21 protein-coding genes and 1 other annotated feature are annotated in these 22,728 nt (G+C 41.9%); of the genes, 1 reads left to right on the top strand and 20 read right to left on the bottom strand.

The features are described from left to right. The first annotated feature begins 172 nt into the window (after window positions 1–172). Window positions 173–655, top strand: a complete 483-nt coding sequence (locus tag QUF94_RS08450; RefSeq protein ID WP_289315463.1) for a LiaI-LiaF-like domain-containing protein — start codon at window positions 173–175, stop codon at window positions 653–655. Window positions 656–729: 74 nt separating this feature from the next. Here QUF94_RS08450 and yihA read toward each other — a convergent pair whose 3' ends face one another. The 20 genes from yihA to QUF94_RS08350 form a co-directional block, all read right to left on the bottom strand. Beyond that, the gene (gene yihA / locus QUF94_RS08445; RefSeq protein WP_289315462.1) at window positions 730–1,311 is read right to left on the bottom strand and encodes a ribosome biogenesis GTP-binding protein YihA/YsxC; all 582 of its coding nucleotides are present in this window, start codon (window positions 1,309–1,311) and stop codon (window positions 730–732) included. Further along, window positions 1,308–3,629 (bottom strand): endopeptidase La, encoded by a 2,322-nt coding sequence (gene lon / locus QUF94_RS08440; protein WP_289315461.1) that lies wholly within the window; start codon window positions 3,627–3,629, stop codon window positions 1,308–1,310. The genes yihA and lon overlap by 4 nt, the downstream gene beginning before the upstream one ends. A 253-nt stretch (window positions 3,630–3,882) precedes the next feature. After that, entirely contained in the window at window positions 3,883–5,553 is a 1,671-nt protein-coding gene (gene lonB / locus QUF94_RS08435; RefSeq protein ID WP_289315460.1) for an ATP-dependent protease LonB, read from the bottom strand. Window positions 5,554–5,747: 194 nt separating this feature from the next. Then, window positions 5,748–7,016: an ATP-dependent protease ATP-binding subunit ClpX gene (gene clpX / locus QUF94_RS08430; protein ID WP_101222811.1), complete on the bottom strand. Its 1,269-nt coding sequence runs from the start codon at window positions 7,014–7,016 to the stop codon at window positions 5,748–5,750. Between the two features lie 429 nt (window positions 7,017–7,445). Beyond that, window positions 7,446–8,738 (bottom strand): trigger factor, encoded by a 1,293-nt coding sequence (gene tig, locus QUF94_RS08425; RefSeq protein ID WP_289315459.1) that lies wholly within the window; start codon window positions 8,736–8,738, stop codon window positions 7,446–7,448. Between the two features lie 185 nt (window positions 8,739–8,923). Beyond that, on the bottom strand, window positions 8,924–9,958 hold the full coding sequence (locus tag QUF94_RS08420) for a tetratricopeptide repeat protein (protein ID WP_289315458.1): 1,035 nt from the start codon (window positions 9,956–9,958) through the stop codon (window positions 8,924–8,926). Window positions 9,959–10,136: 178 nt separating this feature from the next. Then, window positions 10,137–10,736, bottom strand: a complete 600-nt coding sequence (gene leuD / locus QUF94_RS08415) for a 3-isopropylmalate dehydratase small subunit (protein ID WP_289315457.1) — start codon at window positions 10,734–10,736, stop codon at window positions 10,137–10,139. 28 nt (window positions 10,737–10,764) lie between these two features. Further along, complete coding sequence (gene leuC / locus QUF94_RS08410; RefSeq protein WP_289315456.1) at window positions 10,765–12,174, bottom strand: 3-isopropylmalate dehydratase large subunit; 1,410 nt, start codon at window positions 12,172–12,174, stop codon at window positions 10,765–10,767. 70 nt (window positions 12,175–12,244) lie between these two features. After that, window positions 12,245–13,357, bottom strand: a complete 1,113-nt coding sequence (gene leuB / locus QUF94_RS08405) for a 3-isopropylmalate dehydrogenase (protein WP_289315455.1) — start codon at window positions 13,355–13,357, stop codon at window positions 12,245–12,247. Window positions 13,358–13,372: 15 nt separating this feature from the next. Further along, window positions 13,373–14,908 (bottom strand): 2-isopropylmalate synthase, encoded by a 1,536-nt coding sequence (locus QUF94_RS08400; RefSeq protein ID WP_289315454.1) that lies wholly within the window; start codon window positions 14,906–14,908, stop codon window positions 13,373–13,375. Further along, entirely contained in the window at window positions 14,895–15,923 is a 1,029-nt protein-coding gene (gene ilvC, locus QUF94_RS08395) for a ketol-acid reductoisomerase (protein ID WP_063575544.1), read from the bottom strand. Before ilvC ends, QUF94_RS08400 begins: the two co-directional genes overlap by 14 nt. Before the next feature lie 68 nt (window positions 15,924–15,991). After that, complete coding sequence (gene ilvN, locus QUF94_RS08390) at window positions 15,992–16,504, bottom strand: acetolactate synthase small subunit (protein WP_289315453.1); 513 nt, start codon at window positions 16,502–16,504, stop codon at window positions 15,992–15,994. 3 nt (window positions 16,505–16,507) lie between these two features. Further along, the gene (ilvB, locus tag QUF94_RS08385) at window positions 16,508–18,223 is read right to left on the bottom strand and encodes an acetolactate synthase large subunit (protein ID WP_289315452.1); all 1,716 of its coding nucleotides are present in this window, start codon (window positions 18,221–18,223) and stop codon (window positions 16,508–16,510) included. A gap of 115 nt (window positions 18,224–18,338) precedes the next feature. Then, window positions 18,339–18,597, bottom strand: a binding site (T-box leader). Between the two features lie 342 nt (window positions 18,598–18,939). Further along, window positions 18,940–19,440 (bottom strand): M15 family metallopeptidase, encoded by a 501-nt coding sequence (locus tag QUF94_RS08380; protein ID WP_289315451.1) that lies wholly within the window; start codon window positions 19,438–19,440, stop codon window positions 18,940–18,942. A 194-nt stretch (window positions 19,441–19,634) separates the two neighbouring features. Beyond that, window positions 19,635–19,910 carry a GNAT family N-acetyltransferase gene (locus QUF94_RS08375; RefSeq protein ID WP_289315450.1) on the bottom strand — a complete coding sequence of 92 codons (276 nt, stop codon included), beginning with the start codon at window positions 19,908–19,910 and terminating at the stop codon, window positions 19,635–19,637. A gap of 444 nt (window positions 19,911–20,354) precedes the next feature. Then, the gene (locus QUF94_RS08370) at window positions 20,355–20,714 is read right to left on the bottom strand and encodes a YidH family protein (RefSeq protein WP_289315449.1); all 360 of its coding nucleotides are present in this window, start codon (window positions 20,712–20,714) and stop codon (window positions 20,355–20,357) included. 63 nt (window positions 20,715–20,777) lie between these two features. Further along, a complete protein-coding gene (locus QUF94_RS08365; RefSeq protein ID WP_289315448.1) occupies window positions 20,778–20,951 on the bottom strand; it encodes a hypothetical protein in 174 nt (57 codons plus the stop codon). Between the two features lie 182 nt (window positions 20,952–21,133). Next, a complete protein-coding gene (locus QUF94_RS08360; RefSeq protein ID WP_289315447.1) occupies window positions 21,134–21,412 on the bottom strand; it encodes a 2TM domain-containing protein in 279 nt (92 codons plus the stop codon). Window positions 21,413–21,563: 151 nt separating this feature from the next. Next, the gene (locus tag QUF94_RS08355) at window positions 21,564–21,920 is read right to left on the bottom strand and encodes a GIY-YIG nuclease family protein (RefSeq protein WP_289315446.1); all 357 of its coding nucleotides are present in this window, start codon (window positions 21,918–21,920) and stop codon (window positions 21,564–21,566) included. An 18-nt stretch (window positions 21,921–21,938) separates the two neighbouring features. After that, entirely contained in the window at window positions 21,939–22,694 is a 756-nt protein-coding gene (locus tag QUF94_RS08350) for a DUF2087 domain-containing protein (RefSeq protein WP_289318322.1), read from the bottom strand. Between the last annotated feature and the right edge of the window lie 34 nt (window positions 22,695–22,728).

The following is a 22,728-nucleotide window of genomic DNA, read 5'->3' as shown; positions in this document are numbered from 1 at the left end:
ACAGTTTATGAAAACGTATGCTACCATGAAAAGACAGCCAAAACGCCTGATTGCTACAAAAGGTGTCTAAGCGGGATTTGTAAGTTACATACATATTTCGACATTGTGTACAAAAGTACCATATCAAAAATGGCAAAAAACTTCAAGTAATCGAATTGGATAGGAGGATAAAATGAAAACGCAGCGTATTTTCCCTGGAATCGTTTTAATCGGTTTCGGACTCTATTTTTTTCTTGAACATTCCCAAATGGAGATCTTTCCAGGCTTTTTTAGCTGGCCCACTTTATTATGTATAGTTGGTGCCGCCTTCTTGATTCAGGCTTATAGCGGTAATGAATATGAGTCCATCCTGCCTGGCGTCATCTTACTGGGGTTCGGGGCCCACTTCCACATTGTCGAGAACCTGGATATTTGGCCGGACAATATAGGTATCTTTATTTTAATCATCTCGCTGGGATTTATTCTTCGGGCACGTAAAACAAATTCTGGAATGTTTCACGGGATGGTAATACTCATCATCTCGATCCTTTTCTTGTTCTATGATAAAATCACAACGTCTTTCGGGATTGTTGAAACAAGCACGGCGAACATCGAAAGGTTTTGGCCATTTGCCTTGATGGCGATCGGCATTTTCTTTTTGGTTCGAAAAAAGTGAATATGGACCGATTCGCATTTTATGTGAATCCCATAATGAAAAAGGGTATTCCAGATGCGGAATACCCTTTTCTTTTACATATATTTCTTAAGGACGCCCCATGCTTGTTCCTTACCTTCTCCTGTTTCCCCTGAGAAAAGAAGCAATTCATCTTCTCTTTCCATATTCAACGTTTGGCGCGTGATCTTCAAGTGCTTCTGCCATTTGCCCTTTGGGATTTTATCCGCTTTGGTGGCAATGACGATCCTGGGCAGATCATAATGCTTCAGGAATTCATACATTGCGATATCATCCTTAGTCGGAGGATGACGCAAATCGACAATCAGAAGCGCAGCGCGGAGCTGATCACGGGAAGTGAAGTACGTTTCGATCATCCTTCCCCAAGCATCGCGCTCCGTTTTTGATACCTTTGCATAACCATAACCCGGTACATCCACAAAATGGAGTGCTTCATTTATGATATAAAAATTCAAGGTCTGCGTCTTACCCGGTTTAGAGGATGTCCGCGCCAAGTTTTTTCGATTGATCATTTTGTTGATGAAACTGGATTTCCCAACGTTGGAACGGCCTGCCAAGGCAAATTCCGGTATTGGAGTATTGGGATATTGTTCAGGCTTCACAGCACTGATGACAATATCTGAACTTGTTACTTTCATTCGTTCACACCTACCAATGCATGCTCAAGGACTTCATCGACGTGTGAAACTGGAACAAATGTTAATGCTTTACGGACACTTTCCGGGATATCATCAATATCCTTTTCGTTATTTTGCGGGATGATGATTTTCGTAAGTCCTGCGCGATGGGCCGCTAAAGATTTTTCTTTAAGCCCGCCGATCGGAAGAACCCGTCCGCGTAATGTAATTTCGCCTGTCATGCCTACCTCTTTTCTGATCGGCCTATTAGTTAGGGCCGATATTAACGCTGTTGCAATCGTGATGCCTGCAGATGGGCCATCTTTAGGGACGGCACCTTCGGGGACATGAATATGAATATCATATTTTTCATGGAAGTTCGTATCAATATGAAGTTTCTCGGTTTTTGAACGGACATAGCTGAAAGCAGCCTGGGCTGACTCTTTCATTACATCGCCAAGCTTTCCTGTCAGGATAAGCTTGCCTTTACCTGGTGATAAGGAAACCTCGATTTGCAGCGTATCGCCACCAACCGACGTGTATGCTAAACCATTAGCAACACCGACTTGGTTCTCGACTTCCGCCTGTCCATAATGAAACATGGTTTTCCCTAAAAACTCCTCGACATTCTTTTCAGAAATGACGACCCGCTTTTTATCTCCGGACACGATGATTTTTGCAGTCTTACGACAAATGCTTGCAAGCTGTCGCTCTAGACTCCGGACACCGGCTTCCCGAGTATAATAACGGATGATTTTGGTAAGAGCTTCCTCACGGATTTGCAATTGTGTCTTCAATAAACCATGGTTTTCCAACTGTCTAGTCAGTAAGTGATCCTTGGCTATGTGAAGTTTCTCTATCTCAGTATAACCTGCAATCGAAATGATTTCCATACGATCACGAAGAGGGCCAGGAATCGATCCCAAATTGTTCGCCGTCGCAATGAACATGACCTTGGAAAGATTATACGTTTCTTCAATATAATGATCACTGAAATTATGGTTTTGCTCAGGATCGAGTACTTCCAGCATCGCTGCAGATGGATCTCCCCTAAAGTCATTGGACATCTTATCCACTTCGTCCAGTAAAAAGACAGGATTGATCGTTCCAGCTTTTTTCATGCCTTGGATGATCCGTCCCGGCATCGCCCCTACATATGTGCGGCGATGTCCGCGGATTTCCGATTCATCACGCACCCCGCCTAAAGATATACGGACGAAATTCCTATTCAGTGATGACGCGATCGATTTAGCGAGGCTGGTTTTCCCGACACCTGGTGGTCCAACCAAGCAAAGGATAGGTCCCTTCAATGAATTGGTCAATTGCTGGACGGCTAAATACTCAAGCACCCGCTCTTTCACCTTTTCCAATCCATGGTGGTCCCGGTTCAGGATTTTTTCAGCTTTGTGAATATTCAAGTCATCTTTAGTAGCTTTGGACCAAGGAAGCGAGATCAACCATTCGATATAATTGCGGATGACAGAACTCTCGGCTGAGCTGGACGGTACTTTTTCATAACGGTCCAATTCCTTTAATGCCGTTTCTTTGATGTGCTCCGGCATATCTGCTTCTTCTATCTTTTCGTTGAGGACTTCAATTTCCCCTGTCTTCCCTTCTTTATCGCCCAATTCCTTTTGGATCGCTTTCATTTGTTCACGTAAATAATATTCTTTTTGAGTCCGTTCCATCGAACGCTTAACACGCTGACCGATCTTTTTCTCGAGGAAAAGAACTTCTTTCTCGTTATTGATGATCTCGATTACCCGGCTTAAACGCTTTTTCATATCAATGGTCTCGAGCACTTCTTGCTTTTCCTTCAATTTCAAAGGCAAATGGGAAGCGATTATATCGGCTAATCTCCCAGGCTCTTCAATATCGGAAGTGGAAGAAAATGTTTCACCGGTTATTTTCTTGGACATTTTTATGTATTGTTCAAAATAATCCAATAGTGTGCGCATTAATGCTTGATGTTCAGCATCCTTTTCATCACTGTCTTCATATATTTTAATCTTGGCACCATAATGTGTCTCATAATCGTAAAATTCAATGACCTCTGCCCGGTTCAATCCTTCCACCAACACCCGGATTGTACCATTCGGAAGCTTCAGCATCTGTTTTACCTTTGTTAAAGTTCCCATTGTAAATAAATCTTCTTCACCTGGTTCGTCCAACGAAACATCTTGTTGTGTCGTCAAAAATATAAGATGGTCTTCCACCATTGCTTTCTCAAGGGCTTGTACCGATTTATCTCGGCCTACATCTAAATGAAGTACCATCGTTGGATATACAAGCAGTCCTCTAAGCGGCAGGAGGGGGACGATGATTTCTTTATCAGTCATTTCCTGACACCTCCATCTAATTAGTATCGTCGTTGTAAACTATTTACCCATGTACTCAACCTTTTAACAATTCTATCCTATTTATATAGAAGTGTCTATTCGTTTACCTTAACACGTTTCGACTGCTATTATTATCTCCAATATTAGATAAAAAAGCACGTCTGAACACGTGTTTATTTTTTCTTTAGGTTTAAGACGGACTCCAATATGGTCCTTAAAATGCCCCGGTTCTATTTTAGCCGGGGCATTTCGTTTATACACTTTCTTTTTTCGATAGGTCCAAGGATGTGAGGATTTGTTCCGATATCATTTCCTTTTTTAGTGCCTGATCGAGCACTTCTTTTACATTCGTAACCGGAATGATTTCTATATCCTTGATTTCAGATAGCAAAGGCTGCATGTTATCGGCTGGGATGATTACTTTCTTTGCGCCGGCAAGTTTTGCGGCCTTTATTTTCGGAATGACACCGCCAATCGGTTTAACACCGCCATGAATGCTGATTTCCCCAGTCATCGCCATTGTGTGATCAACAGGGATTTTATAAATGGCCGAGTATATGCCAGTTGCCATCGCGATTCCGGCAGAAGGACCATCTACAGGACTTCCGCCCGGGAAATTCACATGGATATCGAATTGATCGGCAGGCACTCCCATCGACCGTAAAACCGTAATGACATTTTCAATCGAACCTTTTGCCATGCTCTTACGGCGAATCGACTTGCCGCTACCACCGCCAATACTTTCTTCTTCAACGATGCCGGTAATATTTATCGAGCCTTTTTCATCAGAGGCGGCCATGACCGTAACCTCGATTTCAAGCAATGCCCCGCTGTTGGGACCATAGACTGCAAGACCGTTGACAAGGCCTATTTTAGAATTCGATTCTATTTTCCTGTCCATTCTTTGGGTCAGTTGGCTGCTATGTGCCATCCAATCTATATCTTCTTCTCTGATAAAAGTCCTGTCTTCATTAATTGAAATTCCTGCAAGAGTCTGAATCATGTTGACGGCTTCCCTGCCATTTCGGGCATAATCCGAAATCGAATGCAAGCCTTTTTCACTGATGGTGATTCCCACTTTATCTGATGCATTTTTTGCCACGGTGATTATTTCTTCCCGATCAAGTTCACGGAAAAATACCTCTATGCATCTCGAGCGTATTGCAGGTGCGATTTCATTTGGCGTTCTCGTTGTGGCGCCAATCAATCGAAAGTCAGCCGGAAGTCCATTTTTAAAAATATCATGGATGTGAGTGGGAATATTTTGGTTTTCCTCTTGATAATAGGCACTTTCCAGAAAGACCTTACGATCCTCCAATACCTTTAACAGTTTATTCATCTGTATTGGATGTAGCTCCCCTATTTCGTCGATGAACAATACGCCTCCATGAGCATTGCTGACTGCACCCTGCTTTGGCTGCGGAATGCCAGCCTGTCCCATTGCCCCGGCCCCTTGATAAATTGGATCATGCACCGAACCAATCAGCGGATCGGCAATCCCCCGTTCATCGAACCTGGCTGTGGTGGCATCCAATTCAACAAACACTGCCGAATTCTTAAAAGGGGACTTCCCGTTTTTCTTAGCCTCTTCCAAAACAAGTCTGGCCGCTGCTGTTTTCCCTACCCCTGGAGGACCGTAAACTATCACATGCTGGGGATTCGGCCCACATAAAGCAGCCTTTAAAGATTTAATGCCATCTTCCTGACCGATGATTTCATTAAATGAGCTTGGTCTAACCTTCTCAGCCAATGGCTCAGTTAACGAAATCGATCTCATCTTCCGTAATTGGTCCATTTCCTTACGTGAATCACGGTCAATGGAAACTTTTTGTGTCCGCTGGCCTTTCAATAGGTTCAAAAAATACAATCCAATAATAATCCCAAAAAACAGCTGGATAAACAACGCCAATCCTGTCCAATTCATCGTATTCCCTCCTGCACTCTCCTAGTTTGTCATTTCTGTTAGTATCTCCTTTGGAAGGGCGATATTATCCAAGAAATTCGTGTTGTAAATTTTGGGGTTTTCATCCTTAAGAACAACAATTTTTCAATAAACATAAAAAAAGACAAAAGAAAAAGACTGCCAGGATGAACTGGCAGTCTTACTTTTCCTATTAATTAAGCAGATGTCTTCTTTTCTTGTCCTTTGATGGTAGTACCGTCTTTTAGGACGAGCTTTGGAGATTCATTTTTTGAAATCGTGCTGCCTGTGATTACACATTTTGCAACATCATCACGTGAAGGCAGATCGAACATCACTTCAAGAATGATGCCTTCAATGATGGATCGCAGGCCACGTGCACCAGTTTTACGTTCAATTGCCTTTTTAGCAATTTCACTAAGCGCTTCCTGTTCGAATTCCAATTCAACATCATCTAGTTCAAGCAATTTTTGATATTGTTTAACAAGGGCATTTTTCGGTTTTGTCAGGATTTCGATCAAAGCAGCTTCATCCAATTGCTCAAGAGTCGCAATTACCGGAAGACGTCCGATGAATTCCGGAATTAAACCGAAACGAAGCAAGTCTTCAGGAAGGACTTTGGAAAGCAATTCTTTTTCTGCAACATCATCCTTCTTCACGTCAGAGCCAAAACCAATGACTTTTTGACCAAGACGGCGTTTGATGATCGGTTCGATGCCATCAAAGGCACCGCCACAGATGAACAAAATATTGGTCGTGTCGATTTGGATGAACTCCTGATGAGGATGTTTACGCCCACCTTGAGGCGGAACGCTTGCAACCGTTCCTTCAAGAATTTTCAATAAAGCTTGTTGCACACCTTCACCAGACACGTCACGTGTAATGGAAGGATTTTCCGATTTACGGGCAACTTTATCGATTTCATCAATATAAATAATGCCTTTTTCCGCTTTTTCCACATCATAATCAGCTGCTTGGATTAATTTTAGAAGGATGTTTTCGACATCTTCCCCAACATATCCAGCTTCCGTCAATGAAGTCGCATCAGCAATGGCAAAAGGAACATTCAGTAATCGTGCCAATGTTTGCGCAAGAAGGGTTTTCCCGCTTCCCGTCGGTCCGATTAGGGCGATGTTACTTTTAGAAAGTTCCACATCGTCGACTTTGCTATTGGAATTGATACGTTTATAATGGTTGTAAACAGCGACAGCCAAAGATTTCTTCGCCTGTTCTTGTCCAATCACATATTCGTCAAGAATTTCACGGATTTCCATAGGTTTAGGAACATCCCTGAATTCCACTTCTTCATCAGTGCCCAGCTCTTCTTCGACGATCTCCGTACAAAGCTCGATACACTCGTCACAAATATAGACACCTGGACCAGCAACCAGTTTACGAACTTGTTCTTGTGTTTTACCGCAAAAAGAACATTTTAACTGTCCTTTTTCATCATTAAATTTAAACATGTACGTTCACCCCTTTAAATACTCTTCCAACTCTATTACATAGCGGTACCCAATCGAATGAAAAAACTAGGCACACATCTACTTAAGCATTCCAACATTCCTAGTATGTTTTGCATTTTATCATGTTCTTGGAAGTTTAGTAACAAAAATGCTCACGCGTCCGAGTTGTTAAATAAGTACAATAATCAATCAATATGTATTTGCCCTTTACCAGTATGCCCAAAACTTTTGATTTTTAAAATCAGGATTTGCTGTATAAATATGTATATGCGGTATTAGAACTAATCTACACTGAAATCCAAAAAAAATCAATCAGGAAATAACCGATATTTGAAATTTCCACTAATTCTCAATATGTATAAAACAAGGCACGATTACTCGCGCCTTGTTTTTTTAAAGGAAATATTTAAATCTACTTATTTATAAAAATTATTTTGCGTCAACTGTTTTGCTGTTTTCTACCAAGAAGTCAATAGCTTTCTTAATTTTAAGATCGCCTTTGATTCCTTCTAAGTTTCCAAGAGCTTGTTTGATCGCATCAATTTCCATGTTGTACATTGTAGCCATTTGTCCAAGTTCAGCTTCCACATCTTCGTCAGTCGCTTCAAGTTTTTCAACTTCAGCAATTGCTTCAAGAGTAAGGCTTGTACGAACTTGCCCTTCAGCTTCTTCTTTCATTTGTGCTTTTAAAGCTTCTTCGTCTTGACCTGAGAATTGGTAGTAAAGTTCCAAATTAAGTCCTTGAGATTGAATGCGTTGAGAGAACTCATTCATCATGCGGTCCACTTCATTTGAAATCATTGCTTCAGGAACGTCCATTTCCGCACCTTCAACAGCTTTACCAATTACAGTGTTTTGGATGAAGTTTTCTTCTTCGTGTTTTTTGTCATGCTCTAATTTATGTTTTGTTTTTTCTTTAAGTTCAGCCAAAGTTTCAACTTCGTCGTCGACATCTTTCGCGAACTCATCATCCAACTCAGGAAGTTGTTTTGTTTTGATTTCGTGAATTTTCACTTTGAATACAGCTGGTTTACCTGCAAGTTCAGCAGCATGGTATTCTTCAGGGAAAGTAACTTCGATATCTTTTTCAGCGCCAGTTTCAAGACCAACAAGTTGCTCTTCAAATCCTGGAATGAAAGAGTTCGAACCGATTTCCAATGAATGGTTTTCTGAAGCTCCGCCTTCGAATGCTTCACCATCAACGAATCCTTCAAAGTCAAGAACGACTGTATCGCCTTCAGCAGCTTGTCCTTCTTCTTTAACAACAAGCTCAGCTTGACGCTCTTGTAATGTTTTCAATTCGTTTTCAACATCTTCGTCAGTTACTTCAGTATTGAATTTTTCAACTTCAACACCTTTGTAATCTCCCAATTTAACTTCAGGCTTAACCGTTACTGTTGCAGTGAAGATCAGGTTTTCGCCTTTTTCCATTTTCTCGATGTCGATTTCTGGACGATCTACAGGCTGAATTCCAGCTTCTTCGACAGCATTTGCATAAGCATCTGGAAGAATGATATCAAGCGCATCTTGGTATAGTGATTCTACGCCGAATTTCTTTTCGAACATTTGACGTGGCATTTTACCTTTACGGAAGCCAGGTACATTTACTTGTTTCACTACTTTTTTGAAAGCTGCTTCTAAACCTTCGTTTACTTTTGCAGCGTCAACTTCAATTGTTAGTACGCCTTGATTACCTTCTTGTTTTTCCCATTTTACAGACATGTGTTTCCCTCCAAAAAATCTATATACTTCAATAATAAGCATTGGATGAATATGCTTTGCAAGTGTTAACAAGTCATCCTTCAAATATACCCAAAAGAATATTGGGAAATCGTCAAAACTCGACGATTTATACATTACAACCACTACATTATACCACAGGTTTAATCTGTTACAACAGCAATAGCTTAAATAATGGGATAAGAAATTTCCTCAATTTCTTTTAAATAGGATAGAATATCCGCAACTGTTTCTTCATCAGCCAGATAAAGGTCCGCTAAGTCCCTCCCGAAAACTTCCCCAGTCATGTATTCCTCCGCTAATGCATGGTAGGCAGCTGCCCAAGCCGGCAAGCTTTCAGGTCCGGGTTCAAAAGGATATAACAGAAAGGAATGACGTTCGATCAAACTATGGACCATTTCAAATAAGCTCGGGTTTTCCTGACTGATTTCCTCTTCTGTCAGGCCGGTTACCGTCTTATAGAAGTCCGTCTCCTTCAAACTTTTCAATTCCCTTGGTATGACCGACTTCGATTGATTTAATTTCCTTAGTGTCACTTCCTCGGCATATTCCTGGTCAATAAGGATGTTAAGGAGCATCGTTTTAAAGAAAGGGTGTCCCTCGTCTCTTTGTAGAAATTTTTCGATTTGCGGGATGAATGGTCGAATGTTGATATTCGTGAGTTTTGAAATGACCAAGAACATTTCATTATCTGTTTTCCCTTCAAAGAGATCATCCTCTTGCAATTCTTCTGCAAGCTGCTGATTTTGCCTTTCCTTTTCCTCTTTTTTATCCTCAAGGGCCCTTTTGCTGAACTGAAGCATCTTTTCGAAATGTTCCTCTTTATCAAAGGGAATTTGGCTCTCTTCAAATAGCAATTCGATCGTCGTGACCATTTCCTGATGTTCGCCCAATTGCAGCAGGACCATCAAATAGATATTGATAAGTTGAAAATAGTCGCCGATGCCTTTATTCAGCATCTCTATACATAACTCTTTTGACTCCTCATAGTGCTCAAGTTCGACTAGAGAGACCACTAGCCCCATGCAAACCTCATCATTTTCGGACTCATATTCCCTGGCTTGGCTGAAAAGCTGTGCAGCCGCTTTAAAGTTTCTGTTTCCAAGCTCATCCAGCCCTTTTACAATCAGCCTTTCACCGAGATTTGGAAAGGCGATAATCTTGGTTTCTCCAGACTTCTTTTGGTTGTTCTCATTATCCATCCTATTTTCCGCCTCACCGTTCGCTTTTTGAAAAACAGTTTAGCATGTAATAGCAGGAAACACAAAATTTTATATGGGAGAATAAACGCCTTTTCCGTCCATTTCAAGCTTTCCCCCATAAAAAAATCCCGTCCCCCTTTCAAATATGAAAGGGGGACGGGAAAATGCCCATCTTCAATTAAATGCTCGATACAACCTTTTTTTGTGATTCATAGGCGGAAATCTTTTTATCATATTGAAGGGTTATGGAAATTTCATCCCAACCTTTAATGAGCATTTCCTTCCAATATGGATGAATTTCAAAACTTGTTTCAAACCCTTGACCATCTTTCAATGTCTGATTGGGAAGGTCAATCGTTAACTCATAGTCAGGTGCCGCCACTCTCTCCATTAAATACTTCACTTCAGCTTGGGTTAAAGCAATGGGGACCATGCCATTCTTCATGCAATTACTTTTAAAGATATCAGCATAGGACGGTGCGATGATGATATCGAATCCGTAGTCTTTCAAGGACCATGGGGCATGCTCACGTGAAGAACCGCAGCCGAAATTTTCACCGGCTATTAAAATGGACGCGTTTTGATTATGGGGCTGATTCAATTCAAACTCAGGACGTTCTTTTCCATTTTCATCAAAACGCCAGTTATAGAATAAAAATTCACCAAATCCACTTCGCTCAATTCGTTTTAAAAATTGCTTTGGAATGATTTGGTCCGTATCCACGTTTTTACGGTCAAGTACCGCCGCTCTTCCTTTATATATAGTAATGGGTTCCATTCTCTGCACCTCCGGTTAATTCGTATTCTTAATGGACTTGTTCAGTCGTTTTCAAATTCCTAATATCGACAAATTTCCCATGAATGGCGGCCGCGGCAGCCATTGCCGGACTAACTAGATGTGTCCTGGCACCAGCTCCTTGCCTTCCTTCAAAGTTCCGATTACTGGTGGAGGCACAATGCTCACCGGCTGGAACCACATCAGGGTTCATACTCAAGCACATGCTGCAACCTGATTCGCGCCATTCAAAGCCCGCAGATTTGAAGATCTCATCCAACCCTTCATCTTCCGCTTGCCTTTTAACACTCTGTGAACCGGGAACGACCATCGCCCGAACTCCTTTTTGAACAGTCTGGCCTTCGATCATTTCTGCAGCCTGTCGTAAGTCCTCAATGCGTGAATTGGTACACGATCCTATGAATACATGCTGAACGGGAATATCCGTAATCGGCATACCTTCTTCAAGACCCATATACTCAAGTGCGCGATTCAATTCCTTTGGATCCATGATATCTTCCGCGAAGGTAGGTACTTTACCGTCCACTCCACTAGCCATTCCAGGATTTGTACCCCAGCTGACCATTGGCGAAATCAGGCTGCCATCAAGAATGATTTCCTGGTCGTATACAGCATCCTCATCACTGGAAAGTGACTTCCAGTCTTGTACACATCGCTCGAACTCTTCTCCTTTTGGCAAATACTTACGACCTTTCAAATAAGAGAAAGTTGTTTCATCGGGAGCTACCAGCCCCGCTCTTGCCCCGCCTTCGATCGACATATTGCACACCGTCATTCTCTCTTCCATCGACATATCCCGGAAAACTTCCCCACAATACTCAATGATGTGTCCCGTGCCGAAATCGACGCCGAATTTAGAAATCACATATAAAATGACATCTTTCGCCATCACGCCGTGACCAAGCTTGCCATTAACCTCAAGCTTTAATGTTTTGGGTTTTGTTTGCCATAGGGTTTGTGTGGCTAAAACATGCTCAACCTCACTCGTACCGATTCCAAACGCAATCGATCCAAACGCACCATGTGTGGAAGTATGACTGTCACCGCAGACAATCGTCATCCCTGGCTGTGTAAGACCCAATTCCGGTCCGATAACGTGAACGATCCCTTGTTCCGGGCTGTCTAAATCAGCAAGGCGGATACCGAACTCCTTACAGTTTTGGTCAAGTGCCTCTAATTGTTTCCTTGCAATATCATCCTCGATGAAATAACGATTAACGGTTGGCACATTATGATCCATTGTCGCAAAAGTACGGTCGGGTCTCCTGACTGTACGTCCTTTTAATCTCAATCCTTCAAATGCTTGCGGAGAGGTCACTTCATGAATATATTGAAGGTCTATATAAATTAAATCCGGTTTATTTTCCTCTTCATTCACAATATGGCGATCCCATATTTTCTCTATTATCGACTTTCCCATCTTTATCCCACCTCGATCAATCTTGTATTTTTTTAAAAAACACGGCCTAATGTTAGGCCGTGAAAGAAGTTTATGCGTAAGCTCCCATGATGTTGGAAATGGCTTCCTGGTCTAAAAGATTTGCTTTTATTTCTGCAATCATCTCTGAAGTAGACGTAATATTCGGTTGGCCATTTGCGATATCGCCTGTTCTCAAACCATAATCAAGGACCGCTTCCACTGCCTGCTCAACGGCATGTGCCTCATCTTCCAGGCCAAAGGATAAACGCAGCATGGACGCCGCTGATAAAATGGTCCCGATTGGGTTAGCTAAGTTTTTGCCCGCGATATCCGGAGCTGAGCCATGAATCGGTTCATATAGGTTAGGCCCTTTTGTTGATATAGAGGCGGATGGTAGCATTCCAAGCGAACCAGTCAACACGGATGCTTCATCGCTTAAAATATCACCGAACATATTCTCCGTCACGATAATATCAAATTGTTTCGGGTTTTTGATCAGTTGCATGGCTGCATTATCCACAAGCATGTGTTCAAGGGTTACATCCGGATAGTCCTTGGCGATTTCTTCAGCCGTTTCACGCCACATCCTGCTGGATTCAAGAACATTCGCTTTATCCACGGATGTTACTTTTTTCTTGCGATCCGATGCTAATGCAAAAGCAAGTTCAATAATGCGCTTCATTTCGCTTTTCTGATAGAAAAGAGTATCGACAACCGCCTCTTTGCCCTCTTTTTCAACGCGTTCACTTGGCTTTCCGAAATAAAGGCCGCCAGTTAGTTCCCTGACAATCACGAAATCCACATCTTCAATGAATTCCTTTTTAAGAGGAGAAGATTCCGACAAGCTGGAATAGTAGCTGATTGGACGGATGTTAGCATAAAGATTCAAATCTTTTCGGATTTTCAACAAACCTCGTTCCGGTCTTAGGTGCGCAGGCTGGGCATCCCACTTAGGTCCTCCTACGGCCCCTAATAATACCGCATCGCTGTTTTTACAAATCTCCACTGTTTCATCCGGCAGGGGCGAACCCGTGTTATCGATGGCCCCGCCGCCAATCTCACCATATTGAAATTCAAAATCGTGTCCATATCTTTGGGCAACGGCTTCGAGGATTTCTACAGCGCCTCTTGTTACTTCTCTACCGATGCCATCTCCTTGAAGCACCGCAATATTCCTTTTCATCGAAATCTCCCCTTCCTATTGTAATACTGCTTTTTCTTCCAGTTCCTTCATGATGATCACTCGGTTCACAGCGTTCAAATACGCTTTTGCGGATGCTTCCAAGACGTCCTGATCCAGACCGCGGCCGCTTGTTTCCACACCATTAAAATCAATTTTCACAAAAACTTGGGCAAGTGCATCCATTCCGCCACCTACCGATTGAATCCGATAGTCCAGCAAGTTGATTTCGCTACCCAAACATCTTTCAAGCGTGTTATAAAGGGCTTCAACACTTCCTGCACCTGTTGCCGCTTCCTGAATCTCTTCATTATCGCCTTTTTTCAGTGTAACCGTCGCTGTTGCCGTCTGATGTGTACCGTGGGAAATCTGTAAGGAAATCAGGTCATAGAAACTGATATCCGTCGCTTTCTCTTCAAGCACTAGTGCCACGATATCCTCATCCGTCATGGTCTTTTTATTATCGGCCAATTCCTTGAATTGAACGAATAATGAGTTCATTTCCTCATCCGTAACCGAAAAATTCAACTCTTGTAATCTTTCTTTGAAAGCATGACGTCCTGAATGCTTCCCTAAAACAAGTGAATTGGACGAAACTCCGACGAGTTCAGGTGAAATGATTTCGTATGTCGTTTTTTCTTTTAACATGCCATCTTGGTGAATGCCAGATTCATGTGCGTATGCATTGGCACCAATTATGGCTTTATTAGCAGGAACTTGCATTCCGGTAAGTCGGCTGACCAAATCACTGGTTCTTTTAATTTCATTCAATACAAGGCCCGTTTCCGCTTGATAGAAATCTTTACGGATATAGAGTGCCATAGCCACTTCTTCAAGTGCCACATTTCCGGCACGTTCACCAATGCCATTGATTGTACCTTCGACTTGTGTAGCCCCGCCTTCGATGGCGGCCAATGAATTGGCGGTTGCCATACCAAGATCGTCATGGCAGTGTGCAGATAAGCTAACCTTATCAATAGAAGGAACATGTTCACGAAGGTACCGGAAAATGTTTCCGTATTCGATTGGAGCTGCGTATCCTACAGTATCTGGAATATTAATGACCTTGGCACCAGCTTGAATGACCGCTTCAACGATTTCAGCCAAATAGTCAAGCTCTGTTCGACTGGCATCTTCTGCAGACCATTGTACGATCGGGAAACGTGCTGCCCCGTACTTGACCATCTCAACGGACTTTTCAATCACTTGCTGTTTCGACATTTTCAACTTATATTCACGATGAATGGGCGAAGTGGCGATGAACGTATGCAACCTTGGTTCTGCACCGATCCTCAATGAATCCCAAGCTGCATCAATATCTCCTTTTACAGCACGCGCCAGCCCCGTAACAGAGCTGTTTTTAATTTTGCGCGCGATTTCCTGTACGGAGTTAAAATCTCCTTTGGATGCTGCCGGAAAACCGGCTTCGATAATATCAACACCCAATCTTTCAAGCTGATAAGCAATTTCAAGCTTTTCGGTAAAATTCAAATTTACACCGGCGGATTGCTCCCCATCTCGAAGTGTGGTTTCAAATATATTAATTTTTCGCAACGGCTACCACTTCTTTCTCTTTTTGTTGAGGTTTTACGAATGGCATCATTTTTCTTAATTCACGACCCACCACTTCGATTTGATGTTGGTTTTCACGATTATTGATAGCATTGAAGACTGGACGGTTCGCTTGGTTTTCCAAAATCCATCCTTTAGCGAACTCACCGTCTTGGATGTCTTTCAAGATCGCTTTCATGGCCTCTTTCGTAGTTTCCGTCACAACGCGTGGTCCAGAAACGAAATCTCCCCACTGAGCTGTGTCAGAAATGGAATAGCGCATGTTTTCCATACCGCCTTCATACATAAGGTCGATGATTAATTTAAGTTCATGTAAACACTCGAAATATGCTACTTCCGGTTGATATCCAGCTTCTGTCAAGGTTTCGAATCCAGCTTTCACAAGGGCAGTCAATCCGCCGCAAAGTACGGCTTGCTCTCCAAATAGATCCGTTTCCGTTTCTTCCTGGAAAGTAGTTTCCAAACCGCCAGCTCTTAAAGATCCAATCCCCCGAGCGTACGCAAGTGCCAATTCTCTTGCTTCCCCCGTAACATTTTGATAGATGGCAAACAATGCCGGCACTCCTGCACCTTGTTCATATGTACGGCGAACAAGATGTCCAGGACCTTTTGGAGCGACTAATAAAACATCTACGTCTGCCGGAGGAACGATTTGATTGAAATGGACATTGAATCCGTGTGCGAACATTAACGCTTGACCAGCACGCAAGACCGGTTTGATTTCTTCTTGGTATACTTTCGGCTGAGTTTCATCCGGTAAAAGGTTCATGATTACGTCTGCTTGTTCAGCGGCTTCTTTAACTGTGTAAACATTGAACCCGTCTTCCACGGCTTTATCGAAGGATTTACCTTTCCTGATTCCGATGATTACTTCTACACCGCTGTCACGTAGGTTTTGTGCGTGTGCGTGTCCTTGTGAACCATATCCGATGACCGCTACCTTTTTATTGTTGAAAAAATTCTCGTTTGCCTCTGCGTTATAATATACTTTTGCCATAATAATTACATCTCCCTTTTCTTTTCATTGTTTTTTGTTTTTTTGTTTTTTGTTTTTTTGTTTTTTGTTTATACGATTGTCGCGCTCTTAGCGTGTGCTATTTGCATTCCACGCGGGATGGCGGCAGTCCCTGTCCTTGCCAATTCCTTAATGCCATATGGCTTGATCAGTTCAATGAAGGCTTCGATTTTATCCGATTCCCCTGTGATTTGAACTGTCAGGCTATCCTTACTGACATCAATAACTGATGCTCGGAAGGGTTCGATGACTGAATAAATCTCGGCTCGGGTCTGTGTAGTCACCATTATTTTAATGAGTGCAAGTTCCCTCGCCACAATCGATTGATTCGTAATATCATTTACTTTCAATACATCGATCTGCTTATTCAATTGCTTGGTGATCTGTTCAACGACAGCTTCGTCATCAACATCGACCACAAAGGTCATCCTTGAAATGCCGGCCTGCTCGGAGGGCCCGACAGCCATGCTTTCAATGTTATAATTTCTTTTCGTGAACAGGTTCGTAATCCGATTCAGGACGCCTGGACGGTTGTTCACGGTGAGGCTAAGAATTCCCTTCATTGATTAAACTCCTTCCATTTCATCAAGCCCTTTTCCTTGTGCTACCATCGGAAAGACATTTTCATTTTGCTTTACCCGGAAATCGATCAACACGGGACCATCAGTTTTCAACGCTACATCCAGGCAGTTGCTTGCTTCTTCCTCCGTCGTCACTTTGTATCCCGGAATTCCATACGCATCGGCCAATTTCACGAAGTCCGGATGCGATTGAAAAATACTGTGTGAGAAACGTTTATCATGAAAGAGTTCCTGCCACTGCCTTACCATCCCAAGTGCCCCATTATTGACGATGATGATTTTGATCGGCAGATTCAATTCGGCTATGACCGAAAGTTCTTGGAGGCACATCTGGAATCCTCCATCTCCCGATATCGAAAGCACCGTCGCTTTCGGATTCGCAAGTTGCGCTCCGAGAGCCGAAGGTAAGCCAAAGCCCATCGTCCCCAGTCCACCGGAAGTGACCCATGAATTCGGTTTGTTAAACGGATAGTATTGTGCTGCCCACATTTGATGCTGTCCAACATCCGTCGTAACAATGGCCTCCCCATTCGTTTTTTCATGAAGCATCTGGATGACCCGCTGAGGTTTCAGGACGCCTTCTTCATGTGTATAACGCAATGGGAATTCTTCATTCCATGCAGCCAGCTGTGTGGTCCATTCATCAATTTCCGGCTTCTTGCCATTTTGTGCAATCAACTCCGCCAATGCTTCCTTAGCACTTCCGACGACTGGAATTTTCGTCGGTACATTTTTACCTATTTCTGCTGGATCAATATCGATATGGGCCACTGTTGCATGCTGTGCGAACTTCGCTAGATTCCCAGTCAATCGATCATCGAACCTGGCACCGATATTGATTAATAGATCACATTTCGATAACGCCATGTTTCCTGCAAAACAGCCATGCATGCCACCCATTCCGATAAAGAGAGGATGTTCCGCCGGAAAACCTCCAAGACCCAATAAAGTGTGGACGACTGGAATGCCTTGCTGCTCAACATAGTCCTTTAATAGATTGGACGCCTTTGCATGCAGGACACCTGCCCCTGCAAGAATGACCGGTCTTTTCGCTCCACTTACAGCTTCAACAAGCTTTCTTATCTGCAAGTAATTAGGCTTGGTCGTCGGCTGATAACCAGGGAGATCCATTTCTGGTTCCACATCCGTCGATACACCTTCTAAAATGGCCATATCTTTAGGTATATCGATTAATACTGGGCCGGGCCGGCCGCTTGAAGCGATATAAAAAGCTTCTTTTATAATGCGCGGGAGGTCTTCCGGCTTTCTCACCTGATAGTTATGTTTTGTAATAGGTGTAGTAATCCCCAGTACATCAGCTTCCTGGAAAGCATCTGTACCAATTACACTGGTGGCTACCTGACCCGAAATTACCACAAGCGGCAAAGAGTCGATCATTGCATCGGCCAAACCGGTCACAATGTTCGTTGCCCCTGGTCCGGAAGTGACTATGACAACCCCCGGCTTGCCGGTAATTCTGGCGTATCCTTCCGCTGCATGGATGGCACCTTGTTCGTGTCTTGTCAAAATATGAAAAAGCTCTGAACTGTAAAGCTTGTCATAAATCGGCAATACGGAACCACCTGGATAACCAAAGATGACTTCAACATTTTCCTTTTTCAATGCATCCAGCAGAAATTCGGCACCACTATAATGTGTCTTTCCACTTTTCCGATCAGCTACCACTGATTTTTGTGTCATTTCGTAAAGACCTCCTTCGCTTTTCTTCTAAGTATTTTCCCAAGATTCAGAATTTTCAGCTTTTTACGCATACAAAAAAGCCTTTTCACCCCAAATGTACTTGCACTTAGCAAGTTAAAGGGGTGAAAAGGCTTGATGAGCCACTCCACGGTACCACCCTTTTTCGCATGAAACTCCATGCGCACTTTGAATAGTTTACACTATTCTCTGTTTTGGTAACGGGTACTGGTACGCACCCGTTCAGCCCTACTAGTCTGACGTTCAAGCTGAAACTCCAAGGTGAGTTCATCTTTCGGGACAATACCGGTTCTCAGCAACCCGGCTCTCTGTAAATGACTTTTAAAAAGACTACTTATCCTCTTCAATGCTTTTCGCATTATTCTATTTTTCGTATCGCTTATGTTTGATGTCTTGTATTTGTGATTATCTTACGCGTATTTCCGGTAGTAGTCAACAGGTTTTTGAGAATTTTTTGATAATTCTAAATTGAAAGATTTGTTGTATACGCTTACATACCTATCATTACCACATTCTATAAAATAAAGTTATTTCAATTTTTAATTTTTAAAACGTTAGGTACACCATTTATTTTTATAACTTATTATTGGAACTCCACATACGTATCCATCCATGTATTACCCATACTATTCAAGTCACTTGTAATGTTTTCTCCATGTGGAAACATCCATTTTTCCTTTAAGCTTCATTTCCCACTGTCATTCTCCTTTGTGACAAGGGTTTGGAAACGTAACTTTTGATACAAGATTCGGCCTCAATCCCTTTTGAAGATCTCTCGTGGATAAACCTCCCGACATTCCAAGATGCGGAAAATCCCGGAACAATTCAAAATCCCCACCCCAAACAAATCCCAGGGATTTTGCTATGGCTGCCACCCTTGTCCACTTTTCGTCCTCTGTCCACAATGTCCGCTTAGCGTCATCACTGATAATGACAAAATCTACAGCAAGTCCATAGTTGTGCAAGGATTGGCCCGCTCTCGCATAAGTCACGATTGGTTTTGATTTGTTCGTTCTGCCTTGTTCATACAATTCTTTTTGTTCCAAGAAACTTCGATAACCAGCCGTGATTTGAACAAATATCCCCACTTCATAAGCCAATTTAACCACTTCAAGTATCGCTTCGTTCACGACCGGGTTCATACCGCTTCCCATATTTTCCTTTGCGCGATTCAATAGGGTTTGTAATTTGATAGCCATCCTGGCACCTCCCCTATATTTAATGCGAAAAATGCCCTAGACGGAAAGGCGCTTTATATATTATTAAACTGGAAGAACTTGAAGGGGGCTGATTGATGAAAAAATCCTTTCATATCCATTTACACCCCCTGCCTGAATGCAAAAGGGCCGAACACAGGTGAAATATATCATCCCACTGTGTCCAGCCCTCTGGTTCATTTAGCCAAAACATCCTCATATTCAGCATTTTTTTCAAACTGTTTTTGAACGAACGAACATACCGGAACAATTTTCAGTTTTTCCTCACGTGCGAACCCTATTACCTTTTCAACAAGGGCATTTCCTACCTTTTGTCCGCGAAGCTTGTCAGAAACTACGGTATGATCGACCGTGATTACATCATCACCTGATTTAAAGAATGTGATTTCCGCTAGCTTCTCGCCAGATTCTTCGACAAAAAAAGAACTTTCACCTTTTTTGATATCCACCATCTTGTTGACCTCCTTTTAGTTTCCTTTATCATATCTCACAAAATGGAAATTAAACAAATATTTAAAACGTGATCAAAATTCAATGGAGTGAAAGCCAGCATTGTTGATGTGAAGTTTATTTACAAATAAAAAAACGGCTGATAAACAATACTTTCAGGAAGGCATAAGACATGATAAGGAAATCTTGATCGATTATTCCTGACCGATGATATATCATTCCTGAAAACCCTAGATTTCACTAAGGCTGAGGTGTACGATACTGCATGATTTTTATTACAAGGTTTTTATTACTCCTTCATGACCATAATGAAATTCAGAGTATGTCATGCTTCTGTCTTTTTGATTGCATTTTAATTAATGGAAGAAATCTTACCGTAATGACGTAAGAATAAGTATATTATAGTAGAAACTAAAAAACTGACCTATTTAGGATAGGACAGTTTTTTAAACTTTTATGAAAACAAAATATAAAATGATCATCAATAACAATATGACCATAAAAACAGCGATAAGAATTACGTGTGCACTCGAGGGCCGGAACGTCCCTTCAATGATTTGTTGCTTCTTCTGCAGATACCCGAACGTCGCCAGCACTGTAATCACAAGGCCCAAAGCACATGTAAACATCCCCAGTACGATACTGATCAAGTCAATCCGGGCATCCCGATGCACACCTATCGTAAAATGCAGGCTCGTCGTGAGAAAACCAACCCCCACTATCGCAATCACCGTTCTTATCCACGCTAAAAAGGTGCGTTCATTAGCCAGATGCTGCTGGGCATATTTCAATTGGTTTTTCTCCATGTCATCACCCTAATTGAACGTTTTTGATCAATCATTTATGTAACTAAAAGACTCTTTAATCAGTCATCTCTTAAGAAGCGAAAAGGCCCTGATCATAGACCCGACAAACATTAGCCCTGCACCGCCAAGCAAAAAATATATACATAGTGTTTTATTAATGACATTCAGAGGATAAAGCAAGGCACCCAGTGCAATGATTGCCCCTATCCCCGTTATGGCCCATCCTATTTTTTTCATTAGCAACTCCTATTATTAATTATTTAGGGAAGGTCCTTCACAGGTTCCCCCTCTGTTTTACAAACAGGTCCCGCATTACTAGCTTAAACCATTTAAAAACTAACAACAAGTGAGATCCTATAATTATCTTTCCACATAAAAAAAGAGCCATAAATGACTCCCGGTTTTGAAAATATCCAAATTCAGCCGTTCTTTTTATCCTTTTCCATGTATTCTTTTATCTTTCTTTCTTCCCACTCAGTCCCGAAGTTTCCATCTGCAAAGGTAGTAATTCCGTGTATCAGAACTCCAATCCCCCACCCTCCAAGGGGATAAAGGAACCACCAATAACCAGGATCCGTTAATAGGTTAATGGCAAAAAGCATTACGTTCACCAATACATACACCGTTAAATGGATGTAGAACGCCTTAAGGTTTTCCACCCTTTTTTTCGCCCTTAGATATCCATTTTCATTTTCCATCCCAGCACCTCCTAAGCTAAATACTTGAATATATTACCATCCTATTCAATATTACCTCATTTATCCCATTTCCATAAAGGGATGAGATGCACAAACGCTAAATCGAGAGCTGGAATTACGGAAGAAGTTCTAAAGATTAACTGCAAAAAAGTCAGTTGGATTTCATTCTATTGTATCCCCGTTCTTCATATGGCTGTATTTTTTCGATCCACAATTCTTCAAGTTTTTTCAATTCCCGTTTAGCATCGAAAATTCCTGTTTCTTTCGGCTTCATTACCTCCAGTACTTCAAAAGAAAAAGCCTCTTTCCCATATTGATTCCACTCACCTTGCAGCACTTTATTGGTGTTTGTTCCCATTTCCAATTCAAATTGTTTCCCCTTCAACGTCTTTAAATTTCTGGTGCTCCCGATAAAGACTTTATTATTTACCGTATTTCTTATTTGGTATACACCCGCTTCAACTTTCGTTTCTTTATATAATTGCTTCAATTCTTTTTTACGATCCATCTTCCTTGCCTCCAGTCATCATTTCTTCAGCCAATATTGGCTCCCATCAGGCTTTCTATCCAAGAATCCATATTCTATTAAATATCTCCTCAAAAGAACATGATCATGATAAACGGCACCCAATATTTGATTGATTTCCTTTTCTTCGTATTTTCGCTCATTTTCAAAACGGTTCATAATTTCTTGGAGAATGATCAGCCTTTGTTTTTCCTTTGGCGGGAAAGACTTTAATGCATCCTTACTGCCTTTAGGGAAATACTTTTTCAGTACAGCCATCTTTTCATCCTCGGTAACGTTATAACGATCATCGACCATCCTTGCTTTTTGATGAAGGGGGATAAATGCCGGTGCATGTTCATCTTTATCTTTCAAAAGTTCCATCAGCGCTAAAAACAACTTAGCCTGACGCTCTTTCTCTTTTAACACAAAGCGATGGTTCCGAATTGTGGAAGGACTTCCAATTCCCATTTCCTCCTGAACCTCAGCATCATTTTTCCCTTGATAAAAAAGGCGAAGGAGACGATTTTGGTGATCAGTAAGCCCTGTAAGTTTTTTATCGAGATCAATCAAGTATTCAAAAACGGAGTTGTGTGCATGTTCAATATGAATTCGCATATACCTCTCAGCTTCATAAAGAACCCCATCTTTCGGGTATACTATCCCCTTTTCAATTGCATTTCCGCATAGTAAACAAATATATTGATGCCCTTCTTCGCTATACCCTTGTTTAAGCTCATCCTGAGATGCACTCCAAAACATTTCAGCGTCCTTCATCAAACAAACACTTCCCCATAAAGTTTATAATATA

Source organism: Peribacillus sp. NJ4, assembly GCF_030348345.1.
GTDB lineage: Bacteria > Bacillota > Bacilli > Bacillales > DSM-1321 > Peribacillus.
Note: the sequence above shows the minus strand (reverse complement) of the source record. Positions and strands in the feature narration are given on the sequence as shown.

What these genes read in the sequence shown, in the direction of transcription:
- QUF94_RS08450 (WP_289315463.1), top strand. Translation starts at nt 173, where the DNA reads ATGAAAACGCAGCGTATTTTCCCTGGAATCGTTTTAATCGGTTTCGGA.
- yihA (WP_289315462.1), bottom strand. Translation starts at nt 1,311, where the DNA reads ATGAAAGTAACAAGTTCAGATATTGTCATCAGTGCTGTGAAGCCTGAA.
- lon (WP_289315461.1), bottom strand. Translation starts at nt 3,629, where the DNA reads ATGACTGATAAAGAAATCATCGTCCCCCTCCTGCCGCTTAGAGGACTG.
- lonB (WP_289315460.1), bottom strand. Translation starts at nt 5,553, where the DNA reads ATGAATTGGACAGGATTGGCGTTGTTTATCCAGCTGTTTTTTGGGATT.
- clpX (WP_101222811.1), bottom strand. Translation starts at nt 7,016, where the DNA reads ATGTTTAAATTTAATGATGAAAAAGGACAGTTAAAATGTTCTTTTTGC.
- tig (WP_289315459.1), bottom strand. Translation starts at nt 8,738, where the DNA reads ATGTCTGTAAAATGGGAAAAACAAGAAGGTAATCAAGGCGTACTAACA.
- QUF94_RS08420 (WP_289315458.1), bottom strand. Translation starts at nt 9,958, where the DNA reads ATGGATAATGAGAACAACCAAAAGAAGTCTGGAGAAACCAAGATTATC.
- leuD (WP_289315457.1), bottom strand. Translation starts at nt 10,736, where the DNA reads ATGGAACCCATTACTATATATAAAGGAAGAGCGGCGGTACTTGACCGT.
- leuC (WP_289315456.1), bottom strand. Translation starts at nt 12,174, where the DNA reads ATGGGAAAGTCGATAATAGAGAAAATATGGGATCGCCATATTGTGAAT.
- leuB (WP_289315455.1), bottom strand. Translation starts at nt 13,357, where the DNA reads ATGAAAAGGAATATTGCGGTGCTTCAAGGAGATGGCATCGGTAGAGAA.
- ilvC (WP_063575544.1), bottom strand. Translation starts at nt 15,923, where the DNA reads ATGGCAAAAGTATATTATAACGCAGAGGCAAACGAGAATTTTTTCAAC.
- ilvN (WP_289315453.1), bottom strand. Translation starts at nt 16,504, where the DNA reads ATGAAGGGAATTCTTAGCCTCACCGTGAACAACCGTCCAGGCGTCCTG.
- ilvB (WP_289315452.1), bottom strand. Translation starts at nt 18,223, where the DNA reads ATGACACAAAAATCAGTGGTAGCTGATCGGAAAAGTGGAAAGACACAT.
- QUF94_RS08380 (WP_289315451.1), bottom strand. Translation starts at nt 19,440, where the DNA reads ATGGCTATCAAATTACAAACCCTATTGAATCGCGCAAAGGAAAATATG.
- QUF94_RS08375 (WP_289315450.1), bottom strand. Translation starts at nt 19,910, where the DNA reads ATGGTGGATATCAAAAAAGGTGAAAGTTCTTTTTTTGTCGAAGAATCT.
- QUF94_RS08370 (WP_289315449.1), bottom strand. Translation starts at nt 20,714, where the DNA reads ATGGAGAAAAACCAATTGAAATATGCCCAGCAGCATCTGGCTAATGAA.
- QUF94_RS08365 (WP_289315448.1), bottom strand. Translation starts at nt 20,951, where the DNA reads ATGAAAAAAATAGGATGGGCCATAACGGGGATAGGGGCAATCATTGCA.
- QUF94_RS08360 (WP_289315447.1), bottom strand. Translation starts at nt 21,412, where the DNA reads ATGGAAAATGAAAATGGATATCTAAGGGCGAAAAAAAGGGTGGAAAAC.
- QUF94_RS08355 (WP_289315446.1), bottom strand. Translation starts at nt 21,920, where the DNA reads ATGGATCGTAAAAAAGAATTGAAGCAATTATATAAAGAAACGAAAGTT.
- QUF94_RS08350 (WP_289318322.1), bottom strand. Translation starts at nt 22,694, where the DNA reads ATGAAGGACGCTGAAATGTTTTGGAGTGCATCTCAGGATGAGCTTAAA.